The following is a 12789-nucleotide window of genomic DNA, read 5'->3' on the forward strand; positions in this document are numbered from 1 at the left end:
AAACCCCCCAGTCCGGATAATATCCGTCATGGGGGGTGATGAGAGCCAAATTTTCAGTATACAAGCGCAGTCCATATACATCCTGAGACCACATGAATGATAAGTTTGCCAATAGAAAGCATGACTGACCATACAACCAAATACGCTCAGAGCGCGTGCGAAAATGAAAGCTTGTAGAACAAGCAATCTTCCGTTTGCTACCTGCAACGAAATAAGCCGTAAGTACCATTACGTATGCTAAAAATCGGCACATGTCATGTCATGCACATGCGCTTCGTATCCTTCTCCCATCCAGACTATACTGTCGGTCCCGGAATTGCACCAGGTCCACCTTCTGCTGATCGCTCAGCATCCGGGTCACGGACTAAGCCGCGCTGTTCATCGCAGAAGCGATTTACAGACACGTCATCACCGCCGGTGGGGAATTGCGCCCCGCCCCGAAGGATCTTGCTTTATTCAATTGAATTAGCATTAAACTTGTTACGTATATTAGCACCGACTTCTAAAAAAAGCAAGTTATCTGATAAACGCTTCTGCTTTTGTTTTGACATATTGGCTGGAAAGCTCTTCAAACCAGGCTCTATCATTCATGTGAAGCGCCAGATCAATCAGATCGGCCAGTTCTTCGATTCCAAGCTGCGTAGCATGATCGAACGTAATGACCGCTGAAGCGGTTGGTCCGCGGCTACCCTCCACGCATATATCGTAATCCAGCCGTACATCAACATGCCCGTCGATAAACTCGCATTTCAGAAAATAAATAATCTCGCACATTAAAATGGGACGCACCTGCGTTTCCAGCACACAATCCATCACCTTGGCTGAATAATGCTGGTTCGTCAGCGTAAATTTGTGATCCGTCGCTGTCAGGGAAGTCCGTCCAAAGTCATCCGTAAATTTCAATTCCACTGGCGTGATTTTCATGACCTTGGGTATTTGCTTCTTTATAATTTCGATTATCTCAACTGTATTCAGCTTAATCATACCTGCACCTCATTGCATCTTAAAATTCAGAGAAAGCACTAATTCAACATCACGTAGGCCTCCACTCCTATATCGGAAATCATTACCTGATTTTTTATGCTTCATCCCATAAACGACAAAAAAGATTCTTCGCGCAACAAGCGCAAAGAATCTTGATCGAACCGGTACCGCAACATCTTATAACAATGTTCAAATTGTATTATGCAAAAAATGGATTATAGCTCCGAAATTTCATGTTTCTTTTTCAGAATATTCCAGCGGCGTTCAATCTCCTGCTCAAAGGTAGCCAGCGTGGCTTCCTCCTTAAGAAGATGTTTTGTTTTGCCCATTAATTTGAGCCATTCTGCGGCTGGAATCCGTTTTCCCTTGTCCTCCGGATTGTACGTAATCGTCGTACTGCCTTGCTCAATCTCGTACAGCGGGAAGAAGCAAGACTCCACAGCAGCCCCCACAATGCTGGTACCCAGCCTATCCTCGGATTTCCAGTTCAGTGGACAGGCGCACAGGATTTTACCATAGGCGGTCCCCACGTTATTTGCATACCATTGTGCTTTGGCCGCTTTGCGTAGCATATCCTGCGGATGGCTTTCGGCTGCCGTGAAGGCATATGGAATATTGCAGGCAGCCATAATTTGCACTGTATCCTTGTGATGGCCCTGCTTGCCTTTTTGCATCCTCCCTACACCTGACGTGCTCGTCATATGGCCGACCGGAGTCGAGTACGATTGCTGCGAGCCTGTATTCATGTACCCCTCGTTATCATATTCCAGCATGATCAGCTTATGATTACGAAGAGCCGCACCAATTGCAGAACCCATACCAATATCCATCCCGCCGTCCCCACTGATCATGATAAAGGTCGGATCATCCGCCATCTTAATTTCATTGCGGCGCTTCATCTCCATGTAAGCCTCCAGCGCTCCAGAGAGCGTAGCAGCCCCATTTTGAAAAAGATTATGAATCATCGGCTGCTTGTGTGACGTATACGGATAACCTGTTGTCACCACGTATACACAACCAGTCTGGAACAGCACGACGATATCTCCCTCGATGCCTTTGAAAAATAGCTCCAGCGCAGACAGCGCTCCACAGCCTGGACACGCCCCGTGACCCGGCGTAAGACGGCGTGGTTTGGTCGTCAGCGAACGCAGCGGCGGTACCTTGACCTTGAGCTTCCCGGTCACCTCATCCGGCGTAACCTGAATGAGACCCGTACGGTACGCATCGCCCCGTGGCGGCTGCATGACCTGCGGCATGACCTTGTCCGGGGAGCCCGGATTAAGCCCGTAATAATCAAAAGGCTGCTCAATCCGCCCGGTTTCCGCCGTCTCAATAGCAAGCTGGAAGAATGCCTCAGCGTCTTCCGCATAAAAATCCTTGCCGCCCAAGCCAAAGATGCGACACAATACGAGCGTCCGGTTCAGCGGGTCCTCCTGCAAGGCCGCCTTGATTTCGTGCGTCAAATTACCGCCATCGGCGCCGTACGAATCCGCACGTTCACCCACCAGCAGCGCCTTGACATGGCGCAATGCCTCACGCAGCTGCTCGGCAGGAAACGGCCGAATGATATTCGGACGAATTACACCGGCCTTAATGCCGCGCGCGCGGAGCTGGTCAGCTACATCCTTGGCCGATTCAGCTGCCGAATTCAGCAAGAATACCGCAACCTCGGCATCCTCCATATGATAGAGATCCAAAATCGGATATTCCCGACCCGATAGTGCGGCATATTCTGCAGCTACCTGCTCATATACTCCTTCTGACAGCTTTAATGCCTTGGATAACTGAGCATGATTATTCGTCAGATCATCGCCGTTCATATGCGCACCCACCGTGACCGGATGGTCGAAATCCGAAATATTCGGATAATTTAGATTCGGGTTAGGACCCACAAAATTGCGCACGGTTTCGGCATCGGCAAAATATTGCACTTTACGCTTCTGATGGGACGTGTAAAAACCGTCATACGCGACCATCACAGGCAACCGAACATCGCTGTGCTCTGCAATTTTCAGCGCCATGATATTCATATCATACACAGCCTGCGGCGTGCTTGCGGTCAAAATCACCCAGCCCGTATTCAAACCATAGTACAAGTCCGAATGATCCCCACGGATATCCAGCGGGCCACTGATAGCCCGGGTCACCAGATTCATAACCATAGGAAAACGAGTGCCGGACTGCACAGGCAACTGCTCCAGCATATACAGGAAGCCTTGCGAACTTGTTGCGTTCACAACCCTCGCTCCCGCTGCCGCAGCACCATAGCATATCCCTGCCGATCCATGCTCACCGTCTGCTGCGACCAGCTTAATGTCATGCTGGCCTCTCGTTCTCATTTGATCCAGATACTGCGCCACCTCGGTCGATGGTGTGATCGGAAAATATCCCATCATATGATAATTGATCTGCGCAGCCGCTGTAGCCGCCATTTCATTGCCGGATTCGAACGTCGTTACCTGCGCGGCGCCTGTCTGCTTGAGTTCCTCCTCCAGTTTCGCCATTACACGCTACCTCCTTCATATGCCGGAAATTGGTGGGCAACCCGATGCTGCTCTGCCCATCCCCATTGCTCACGGCGCGAGCTTAATGCCCCCGATGGGCAAATATCTACGCATTTCAGACAACCTTTGCAATACTGGTAATCAATCCCTTGCAAAAATGGCTGCATTCTTCCGCGTTTGTCTGCTTGCTCTTCCCATACGAAACAGTAATCCGGGCAAATCGAATCACACTTGGCACAATGCGTACATTTATCAGCTTCATATTCAGGCACATAACCCTGACGTGAACCACTAACATCTCTCGTCATGCTGTTCCCCTGAGTCGCAATAACGCCCCCCGATGGCTGCGTTTCGTACCCCAGCAAGGGCTGCGGACGTTCAAAAACCCGATCCTGCGCGTCATCAGTAACCGGATATACGTGCAGTTCCATTTCTTCAAAACCACGGTTAAACGTACGCAAATTAGGCTCCACCAACTGTGGATTTTTCTTCTCAAAGGTACTGCGAATAACCGATCTCATCGCCTCCGGATCTAAAAAATCACAGACGCGGAACAGCGCACCCAGCATGGACGTATTCAGCTTGGTCCGCTCCTCCAGGGCGATGCCCATCGCATCCACCACCGCCAGCGTACCGGATACCAGTCCCAAATCAGCCCGTATTTCCTCTGCTGGACGCGTGGAATTGACCACAACGATCCCGTCCGCTGGAAGTCCGCTGATGACATTTACCGTTTTGTACAATGTTTCATGAAAAATGCCCACCACATGCGGTTGCTCGATCGGACTGTGATCGCGGATATCCACCCCGGGATCACAAAAACGGACAAAGCTTTTGACCGGGGTTCCCTTCTTTTCCGAACCATAGGACGAAAAATTTGAAGCATTTAGCCCCAGACCAAGCACGCCCGTTTCGGCCAGCATTTTACCAGCCAGATTAGCGCCGAGTCCACCAATGGACTCCAGCCGGATTTCAAAAAATCCGAGTCGATTTGTGCTCGTTAAAATAGACAATGTGATAAACCCCCTTCTTTTGCAACCCTTACTAAGCTTGAATACTCATATAAAACAGGAAAATGCATTCTTATGAAAAGGCTATCACAACACTTACTTTTCGAATGTGATCTTCTTCACTTTAAGACCTGCGTGAATGCGAAAATCAGCAAACTGTCAAACAAAAGACAACAAAAAGCCGCCCTGTCCAAGGACAGAACGGCTTAGGTCTAACGTTATAGAAAAAGATCATGCATTTAACGGTATATTACGCGTCAAATACTTTGACCTCTTTCATTTTGTCGCCTTGTTTTACAGCATCAATGAATTCCATACCTTTGGTCACTTGACCAAATACAGTATGTACTCCATCCAAATGCGGCTGTGGAGCGTAGCAGATGAAGAATTGGCTTCCGCCTGTGTTACGGCCTGCATGCGCCATGGACAGAACGCCTTTGGCATGCTTCGTTGTGTTCGTAGCTGTTTCGCAGTCGATCGTGTAGCCAGGGCCGCCTGTGCCTGTTCCATTAGGACAACCACCTTGGGCAACAAAGCCTGGAATTACACGGTGAAAGCTCAAACCGTTGTAATAACCGCTGTTTGCCAGCTTTTCGAAGTTAGCAACCGTGTTTGGCGCTTCTTCTGGAAAAAAATCAATTTCGACGATACCGCCGTTTTCAAGATCTATTCTACCTTTTTTCATTGTTTGTAGCTCCTTTTCAACCTGTTTTGAAAGCTAAATAGCATCAAGTTCCAGTTTACTATGAATTGCCGCGCTTAGCAAAGCCTTGTCCAAAAAAAAGAGACCATTATCCCCAGTATATCACTTCCGGCTAAATGGTCTACTTCGTCACGCGTATCAAAAATCAGGAAGAAACCGTAATCTTGGCGTTGGGATGAACCGATGAACCAGCTTGGTCACGGACCAGGCGCTGTGGCACGACATCATTCCGAACGATATCCTCATAGCTTTCCCGGCGCACCACCAGCTCAGCCTCACCATTGTTTACAAATACAACCGCTGGTCGACGTAACCGGTTATAATTACTCGCCATGGAATAATTGTAGGCTCCGGTTGAAGCAACAGCGAGCAAATCCCCGCTGGTCGGACGCGGCAGCTCCACATCCCAAATAAGCATATCGCCGCTTTCACAGCATTTGCCCGCAATGGATACCGTCTCCTCGTTTGCATCATACGCCCGGTTAGCCAGCATGGCTTCATACTTCGCCTGATATAGCGCTGGACGCGGATTATCCGTCATTCCGCCGTCCACCGAGACATACTTGCGCACCTGTGGGATATCCTTGACGCTGCCTACTGTATACAAGGTTGTGCCTGAATCGCCCACAATACTGCGTCCCGGCTCAATCCAGACTTCTGGAAGCTCATCATAAAGCCCGGAAAAATGAGTTTTTACGGCTTCACCGATAGCCTGTACATAGGTGGAAATTTTCAGTGGCGTGTCCTCTTCTGTGTAACGAATGCCAAATCCCCCACCCAGATTAATAACCTTGAAAGAAAACTGAAGCTGTTCCTTGATTTCCCTGGAAAAAGCGGCAACCCGTTCGGCAGCCATTTGGAAGCCGTTAACTTCAAAAATTTGCGATCCGATATGGGAATGTACCCCCAGCAGGTTCAGATGATCTAGTCTGATAGCTTGCTCCACCACATGGCGTGCTGTACCGTTCGCAATGTCAAAACCGAACTTTGAATCCTCTTGGCCTGTGGCCATATATTCGTGCGTATGCGCTTCAACCCCCGGTGTAACCCGCAATAAAATATTTACCTGCTGTTTCCGCTCGGAGGCAAGGGCCTGAAGCAAATGCAGTTCCATCTCGCTGTCGACCACGAAGCAACCAATTTTCGCATCTAACGCCATTTCAATTTCTTCCAGTGTTTTGTTGTTGCCGTGAAAATGGATTCGCTCTGCCGGAAATCCAGCTTGCAGCGCGGTGAACAGCTCTCCACTGGAAACGACGTCGAGCGACATTCCTTCTTCTGCAGCCAAAGCACACATCGCCATTACGCAAAATGCTTTGCTTGCATAAGCGACTTGAAACTTCAACCCGGTTTCATGAAAAGCTTCTATAAATTCCCGACAACGCTGGCGTACTAACTGTTCATCTACAATATATAGCGGTGTTCCAAAACGCTCCTTCAGAAGGATCGTATCGCAGCCGCCAATCTCCAAATGTCCAGTGCTGTTAATTTTACTGCTTCCATGCAAATACATGTTCTGGCGCCTCTCTTTCTGGAACAAGCAAGTCATATTCCATCGAATGTTAACACCAGTATATCAAAAAAAGCATCAACAAGAATGGATTTTTATGCAGATCATTTATATTAATGTTCCTGCCCGTTGCCAGAGTTCGAATCCGTGCTTGCATCCGTACCCGGCATGCGTGTATTGTCCCGCGTTTTGTTGGATGACGGACGGTTAGGTGCATTCAGTACAGGCATACGGAACAAGATGGAAGCCATCGCCTTGGCATTAAAAGGAATGAACGGCCACAGGTAGGAAGAATTGTATGACCGGTGCAGCGTCAGCATTAAAATGATCAGTGTCGTGCCTACAACAAAGCCAGGAACGTGGAAAATAGCCACAGAGATCAGCAAAACCAGCCGGATTAGCCGATTTGCCAATCCCAATTCATAGCTCGGCGTTGCGAACATCCCGATAGCAGCCACAGCCATATACAGCACAACTTCGTTGACGAAAAGTCCCGTTTTAACCGCAATATCCCCGACCAAAATGGCGGCGATCAAGCCCATCGCGGAAGCCAGTGGTGTCGGTGTATGGACAGCCGCCATGCGCATGAGATCGACCCCCAGCTCCACAATGATAAACTGGGTAATCAGCGAGAGATGGGCTTCCTTTTGAGGACCAATAAAATCGAGAAACGCCGGTTTTAGCTCAGGATTGATGACCATAAGCAGCCACATTGGAAGCAAAAACATGGAAGCAAAAATCCCTATAAAGCGAACCCAGCGCAAATAGCTCCCCATAAAAGCCGTTTGCCGATTCTCTTCTGCATGCTGACAAAGGTCAAAAAAGGTGGTAGGCAAAATCATCACACTGGGTGAGGTATCAACGAAAATAACGAGTCGCCCTTCCATAATATGCGAAGCCACAACATCTGGTCGCTCCGAATATCGCACTAATGGATATGGATTCCAGCCTTTATTAATAATCGTCTCCTCTAATTGCTTATCCGCCAGCGGGATGCCGTCCAGATTAACGTTTTTAATTTTATCGCGTACCGTGTCCACCATCACTTTATCCACGATATCATCAATATAGCCCAAGCATACGTCGGTCCGGGTGCGGCGACCAACCTGCATCGCCTCAAATTTAAGCCCAGGGTCCCGCAAGCGGCGGCGAACCAGACCCACATTTGTCAGCATCGTCTCTGTAAAGCCGTCACGGGCACCGCGTACGACGCGCTCCAGTGACGGCTCCTCGGGATTGCGTACCGGGTAATTACGGGTATCCAAAATGACCGAAAAGCGCTCACCTTCCATAAAGAAGGCGCTATAGCCTGTCAGCACCTTGTTGATGACAACCGACATTTTTTCGCTCTTTTCCACCTGAATATGCGGAATATAATTTTCAAAATACGATTGCAGTCCGTCTGTAGACAGATCATCCGGTGTTAGATAGGTGAGCCGCTTCAGCACTTCAACCATGACTTGGTCCTTGGCAAAGGTATTCAGAAACAGATAGCCGATATGACGCCCACCTAGTGTCATCTCCCTGAATACGACGTCAAAGGTCTCTCCCAGACCGATTACTGCTTTAAGCGTTTCCCGATTATCCTTCATCCTTGGCGATATATCATCCTTACCCTGCCAATAGCGGACGGATTCCTCTACGTTATCAGAACGCTCACTCTCTTTTTTATGCTTAAAACGTTCTGACTCCTGTGCCAGCCTTTTTCTCCACGGGCTCATTTCTTCCTTGCCAGCAGTATAACCTTCATTCCCGATGGCTCCGTCCTCCTGATGTTCTTGATCCGGTCTATGCTCCATATCTCTTGCCCCCTTCACTTTCCTCGTTATCGGTTGTATACGAACCAGTCAAAAAACGAACCCGTCACCTTACCCAGCACCATCGCCATCAGCAAGCCAAACATATACACGGTCATATGGAGCCGCTTGGCGAGTATAGGCAAGAGATTCAGTACCTCCGTCAGTGCTGCGGCGAGTAAACCGATAAACACTCCGCAAAACAACCCCGGAATCCACGTAAGTACGCCCGGCAACGGTAAGCATATATTCCAAAAATCGGACACCGTTCCGACCACTGAACCCAAAATCATAGATTTTTCGTATGCTCGTGATTTGTTATAGGTGCGGGTAAGCTGTGCAAGCCGGGGAATCATATCCAGCACAATAAAAAGTGCGATCACGCCACCACCCACCGCAACGCCTCCGGCGATGCCTAAAATGATCTGAAGTGCACCCTGTACATACATCATCATCGGCGCTTATCCTTCGTATGCATGCGGGCCATCTTTTCATATTCCTCCGCCACAACGTACTGATCCACATTTTCCTGATACAGATACATTTCCACTTCCAGCGGCGTCGGCTCCTCGTTCCATTTTTTTTTGAATAAATGATTAAAGAATACAATCATGCCGAAGCCGATACCGATCGAATACGCAATCTGGAACAGATATGGATGCTCATCCTTGTGTCCAGTGATCATCTCAACAATCCGCACCTGCACCTCCATCATGCTGACGTCAGCGTGGAAATTCATAATCGTGAGCGCAGAGCCAAAGAACAGAAGCACCCATACCAGAACAAACAATATTTTGGACGGCTTACGCGGCTTTTCCACGATTTCCACAAGCACATGCGGCTTGCCGAGAGATTCCACGACGACATCTGGAATGCGTTCTCTAATTTTCGAAATGATTTGCAGCATGTCCACCAGTATCAGATTGCCGTCCTGCTGCTGTGGCCGCTTGAGAACTAGCTCCAGCAGCTCGTTTTCCCATTCGGGATCTGTCAGCAGATGGGCTACATCCCCCAAATGCAAGTCATGCCCCTGTAACATGCGTACACGACTGCGGAGACGTAAATAGACTATGGGAGCCACTGTAGGAGCCGGATTATGAGTCATCCGATCCCCTCCTTATCCTCGTAATTACTGGTTAGTATGAGGCGAAGCCGAGAAACATATTCCGTGCACTTTCTGTTTCTCCACGCAAAAAGGGTACCCCTGACCATTAACATGGCTTGGGAATACCCTTTTGAATTACGCAGCATGAGGATTTAGCAAAAATCCTCACCGATATTATTGAGCAATCTGATCGCGAATCGACTGCAAAATCTTTTTTTCCAGCCGCGATACCTGCACCTGGGAAATACCAAGCCGGCTTGCGACCTCTGATTGGGTCTGATCGCGATAATAACGCAGATATACAATGAGCCGTTCCCGCTCAGTCAGCCCGCCGATAGCCTCATTCAGCGCCAGCTTGTCAAACCATCGCTCCTGCGATTCATCTGCAATCTGATCCATGAGCGTAATCGGGTCGCCGTCATTTTCGAACACCGTTTCGTGAATCGAGGTTGGCGGCTTGTTAGCCTCCTGAGCAAAAACAACATCCTCTGGTGTAACTCCCAGTTCATCTGCGACTTCCTTGATCGTAGGTAAACGGTTTAGCCGTTTGGACAGCTCGTCCTTCATTTTGCGGACTTTATTGGCCGTCTCCTTGAGGGAGCGGCTTACCTTAAGCGTGCCGTCATCGCGCAGAAAACGTTGAATTTCCCCAATAATCATCGGGACCGCATACGTTGAAAATTTGACTTCATAGCTTAGATCGAATTTGTCCACCGATTTTAACAAACCGATGCAGCCGATCTGAAAAAGATCGTCAGGTTCATATCCCCGGTTCATAAAGCGCTGCACGACAGACCATACGAGCCGGATATTACTATTGACCAGCGTCTCACGGGCATCATTATCACCGGATTGACTCAGTGCAATGAGCCGTTTGACTTCTGCATCCTCCAAATAGCTGTTCGAAGTTTTTTTTCCTCCTGCTTCCATAGGATCAACCCCTAATTATATAAAGCTTTCTTGGATTCAATCCTTTTCTTCATCCGGACCGACGTGCCTCCGCCCGGCTCACTGAGTGCTTCAAACTCATCCATGAAATTTTCCATAATGGTAAAACCCATGCCCGAGCGTTCCAGTTCAGGCTTGGAGGTATACAGTGGCTGCTTCGCCAGCTCCAGATCCTCGATCCCTCTTCCTGCATCTTCAATCACCAGTGTAACCACGTCCATTTCAATCCCGACCTTGATGGTCACGACTCCGGACGGATCGCTGTCATAGCCGTGAATAATACTGTTCGTTACCGCCTCGGACACCACGGTTTTCAGATCGCTCAGCTCGTCCATCGTCGGATCAAGCCGGGAAATAAAGGCAGCGACAGCGACGCGGGCAAACGCTTCATTCTCGGATTTGGCGGCAAATTGCAAGCTCATGAAATTGTTTCCCGTACTTTCCCTCATGACACCACCTCCAATTCCGTGAGCGCATTTCCCTCGTTTTCATATACAGGCATGATTTTAAACAAGCCTGACATATCCAGCAGTCGGTGTACCGGCGGATTGACATCACAGACAGCCATCTTGCCACCCTTTTGTTTAATCAGCTTGTAACGTCCCAAGATAACGCCAAGGCCGGAGCTGTCCATAAACTGGAGATTTTTCAGGCTGAGCACGATATGCTCGCATTGACGGCGCTGAATCGCCTCATCCATTTGCATACGGACCATGTCCGACGTATGGTGATCAAGCTCACCGGACAGTCTTACAATCAACACTCCCCGATGATGCTCCATTTCAATTTGCAGGTTCATGCTTACTCACTCTCCTCCCGGTCTTGGACAAGGATTTCTACGCAGCCGCAGACGATTCCTGCCCTCCGACAAAACTAGAAGAAAACCCCTTAAAATCTACAAAGAAAACAGGTTCGACATGGTGCGTTTAAACAATTTCCACCATCCAGCCTTCTCCACCGCCACGGGTGAGGTTATATTAAACTCCTTGAGCCGTTTACCATCCTGATAGACAACCAGCTTGCCAACCGGATCACCTGCACGGACAGGAGCTTTCAGACTTGGAGCGAGTTGCAGCTCATGGCGCAGCGTATCCTTCGTTCCACCCTTTTTCACCAGCACACTGTAGGAACGATCTGCCTGAATTTTCAGCTCCGGCAGTACACCCTTCTCGACTTTTACGCTTCCCAGCAGGTCACCCGGCTTGTACACTGATTTCATCGTGTATTGGGAAAATGCATAATCGAACATGGAGGATACTTCATTGTTACGTGTTTTGGTATTCGGTTCGCCAAGTACGACAGCGACTACACGCATACCATCACGCTTGGCCGTAGCGGAAAGGCAAAATTTCGCTTCCCCTGTGTAGCCTGTTTTCAGCCCGTCCGCTCCAGTATAAAAGCGAACCAGCTTATTCGTATTCACCAGCCAAAACGGCTTGGCCGAGGATTTGCGTAAATAGTCCTGATACGCTCCTGTATATTTCGTAATTTGGGGATATTTCAACAGTTCACGGCTCATGACCGCAATATCATGCGCAGAAGAATAGTGATTTTTTACCGGCAAACCGTTGCAATTGGCAAAATGGGTATCCTTTAAACCAAGCTGCTGCGCCTTGGCATTCATCAATTCGACAAAGGCCTGCTCAGAGCCGGCAATTTTCTCAGCCATCGCCACAGAAGCATCGTTGCCGGAAGCCATCGCGACTCCTTTAAGCATCTCATCGACCGTCATTTCTTCTCCCGGCTCCAGAAAAATTTGCGATCCGCCCATCGAAGCCGCATATTCGCTGGCCCGTACTTTGTCGGTCAGCTTGAGTTTGCCATCTTGAATAGCCTCCATTGTCAGCAGCATGGTCATAATTTTAGTAATACTCGCCGGAGGAAGCTTTTCACGGCTATTTTTTTCATAGATAACAGTACCCGTATCCGCATCCATTAGGATCGCCGAGAGAGCCTCGGGAGCAAGCTCAGCCGCAGAACCCTCCTTGGGCTTGCTTTCAGGTTTGCTTTCCTCGGCCCAACCGCCGACGGGGACAGCAGTCAAGGCCACCAGACAAGCCAGGATGAACGCTACCACTTTTTTCTTCACAATCGGTTCCCTCCTCAACATATTGGCGTAAAGCACCGGAGCCCGTTATGTAGTCCTCCAGCCTATTCGCGTGCTGCTAACCATTGTCGTCAGAATGGAAGAAAAATATTCCATACGTTTAAAAACGTCAAATAGCACCA

General features: G+C 49.0%; 12 protein-coding genes and 1 riboswitch. All 12 genes read right to left on the minus strand.

All coding sequences use genetic code 11. From position 1 onward, the window contains the following. Positions 1-275 precede the first annotated feature (275 nt). Positions 276-449: riboswitch (FMN riboswitch) on the minus strand. 67 nt (positions 450-516) lie between these two features. Further along, entirely contained in the window at positions 517-984 is a 468-nt protein-coding gene (locus L696_RS0123505; protein ID WP_025685830.1) for an IDEAL domain-containing protein, read from the minus strand. 215 nt (positions 985-1199) lie between these two features. Next, positions 1200-3488 (minus strand): thiamine pyrophosphate-dependent enzyme, encoded by a 2289-nt coding sequence (locus L696_RS0123510; protein WP_025685831.1) that lies wholly within the window; start codon positions 3486-3488, stop codon positions 1200-1202. Continuing rightward, positions 3488-4501, minus strand: coding sequence for a 2-oxoacid:acceptor oxidoreductase family protein (locus L696_RS0123515; RefSeq protein WP_025685832.1), 1014 nt, complete (start codon positions 4499-4501; stop codon positions 3488-3490). The genes L696_RS0123510 and L696_RS0123515 overlap by 1 nt, the downstream gene beginning before the upstream one ends. Before the next feature lie 247 nt (positions 4502-4748). Next, a complete protein-coding gene (locus L696_RS0123520; protein ID WP_014282150.1) occupies positions 4749-5183 on the minus strand; it encodes a peptidylprolyl isomerase in 435 nt (144 codons plus the stop codon). A 163-nt stretch (positions 5184-5346) separates the two neighbouring features. Beyond that, positions 5347-6714 carry a diaminopimelate decarboxylase gene (lysA, locus tag L696_RS0123525; RefSeq protein ID WP_025685833.1) on the minus strand — a complete coding sequence of 456 codons (1368 nt, stop codon included), beginning with the start codon at positions 6712-6714 and terminating at the stop codon, positions 5347-5349. 110 nt (positions 6715-6824) lie between these two features. Next, complete coding sequence (locus tag L696_RS0123530; RefSeq protein ID WP_025685834.1) at positions 6825-8510, minus strand: spore germination protein; 1686 nt, start codon at positions 8508-8510, stop codon at positions 6825-6827. 26 nt (positions 8511-8536) lie between these two features. Next, complete coding sequence (locus L696_RS0123535; RefSeq protein WP_025685835.1) at positions 8537-8959, minus strand: stage V sporulation protein AB; 423 nt, start codon at positions 8957-8959, stop codon at positions 8537-8539. Continuing rightward, entirely contained in the window at positions 8959-9612 is a 654-nt protein-coding gene (locus tag L696_RS0123540) for a stage V sporulation protein AA (protein WP_025685836.1), read from the minus strand. The genes L696_RS0123535 and L696_RS0123540 overlap by 1 nt, the downstream gene beginning before the upstream one ends. Positions 9613-9786: 174 nt before the next feature. Further along, positions 9787-10542, minus strand: coding sequence for an RNA polymerase sporulation sigma factor SigF (gene sigF, locus L696_RS0123545; protein ID WP_014282155.1), 756 nt, complete (start codon positions 10540-10542; stop codon positions 9787-9789). Between the two features lie 11 nt (positions 10543-10553). Then, the gene (spoIIAB, locus tag L696_RS0123550; protein ID WP_025685837.1) at positions 10554-11009 is read right to left on the minus strand and encodes an anti-sigma F factor; all 456 of its coding nucleotides are present in this window, start codon (positions 11007-11009) and stop codon (positions 10554-10556) included. Beyond that, positions 11006-11359: an anti-sigma F factor antagonist gene (gene spoIIAA / locus L696_RS0123555; protein ID WP_014282157.1), complete on the minus strand. Its 354-nt coding sequence runs from the start codon at positions 11357-11359 to the stop codon at positions 11006-11008. Before spoIIAA ends, spoIIAB begins: the two co-directional genes overlap by 4 nt. 96 nt (positions 11360-11455) lie before the next feature. After that, positions 11456-12649 carry a D-alanyl-D-alanine carboxypeptidase family protein gene (locus L696_RS0123560; RefSeq protein WP_025685838.1) on the minus strand — a complete coding sequence of 398 codons (1194 nt, stop codon included), beginning with the start codon at positions 12647-12649 and terminating at the stop codon, positions 11456-11458. Positions 12650-12789: the final 140 nt, after the last annotated feature.

This window comes from Paenibacillus maysiensis (assembly GCF_000520815.1).
In the GTDB taxonomy this organism is placed as follows: Bacteria; Bacillota; Bacilli; order Paenibacillales; family Paenibacillaceae; genus Paenibacillus; species Paenibacillus maysiensis.

What these genes read in the sequence shown, in the direction of transcription:
- spoIIAB (WP_025685837.1), bottom strand. Translation starts at nt 11,009, where the DNA reads ATGAGGGAAAGTACGGGAAACAATTTCATGAGCTTGCAATTTGCCGCC.
- L696_RS0123540 (WP_025685836.1), bottom strand. Translation starts at nt 9,612, where the DNA reads ATGACTCATAATCCGGCTCCTACAGTGGCTCCCATAGTCTATTTACGT.
- spoIIAA (WP_014282157.1), bottom strand. Translation starts at nt 11,359, where the DNA reads ATGAACCTGCAAATTGAAATGGAGCATCATCGGGGAGTGTTGATTGTA.
- L696_RS0123535 (WP_025685835.1), bottom strand. Translation starts at nt 8,959, where the DNA reads ATGATGTATGTACAGGGTGCACTTCAGATCATTTTAGGCATCGCCGGA.
- sigF (WP_014282155.1), bottom strand. Translation starts at nt 10,542, where the DNA reads ATGGAAGCAGGAGGAAAAAAAACTTCGAACAGCTATTTGGAGGATGCA.
- lysA (WP_025685833.1), bottom strand. Translation starts at nt 6,714, where the DNA reads ATGTATTTGCATGGAAGCAGTAAAATTAACAGCACTGGACATTTGGAG.
- L696_RS0123505 (WP_025685830.1), bottom strand. Translation starts at nt 984, where the DNA reads ATGATTAAGCTGAATACAGTTGAGATAATCGAAATTATAAAGAAGCAA.
- L696_RS0123510 (WP_025685831.1), bottom strand. Translation starts at nt 3,488, where the DNA reads ATGGCGAAACTGGAGGAGGAACTCAAGCAGACAGGCGCCGCGCAGGTA.
- L696_RS0123520 (WP_014282150.1), bottom strand. Translation starts at nt 5,183, where the DNA reads ATGAAAAAAGGTAGAATAGATCTTGAAAACGGCGGTATCGTCGAAATT.
- L696_RS0123530 (WP_025685834.1), bottom strand. Translation starts at nt 8,510, where the DNA reads ATGGAGCATAGACCGGATCAAGAACATCAGGAGGACGGAGCCATCGGG.